At 60.1% G+C, this 351-nt stretch carries 1 protein-coding gene; it reads left to right on the forward strand.

The annotated features are described in order from the left end of the window. Window positions 1–351 (forward strand): transposase (locus AC0L2K_RS35160; protein ID WP_473533680.1); only part of this gene is annotated, 351 nt, incomplete at both ends.

Genomic DNA, 351 nt, shown 5'->3' on the forward strand with positions numbered 1-351 from the left:
CTCAGATGGTTCTATGACCGGCGCGACCTGGCCGAGGTCAAGCGCGACCTGGCGCAGTGGATCGCCAAATGGCAGGCAAAATACCCGAAGCTGGTGGATTGGGTGGAGAACAACATCGAGGAGACGCTGAGCTTCTATCGGCTGCCGCTGCCGCATCACAAGCACATGAAGTCGACGAACATGCTGGAGCGGCTGAACCAGGAGATCAAGCGGCGCACCCTGGTCGTTCGCATCTTCCCCAACCCGCAGAGCTGTTTGCGGCTGGTTCGGGCATTGGCGGTGGAGATCCACGAGAACTGGCTCGAGGCGACCCGCTACCTCAACATGGATCATCTGCGCGAGCACAAGAAG

The organism is Mesorhizobium sp. WSM4817 (assembly GCF_055811135.1).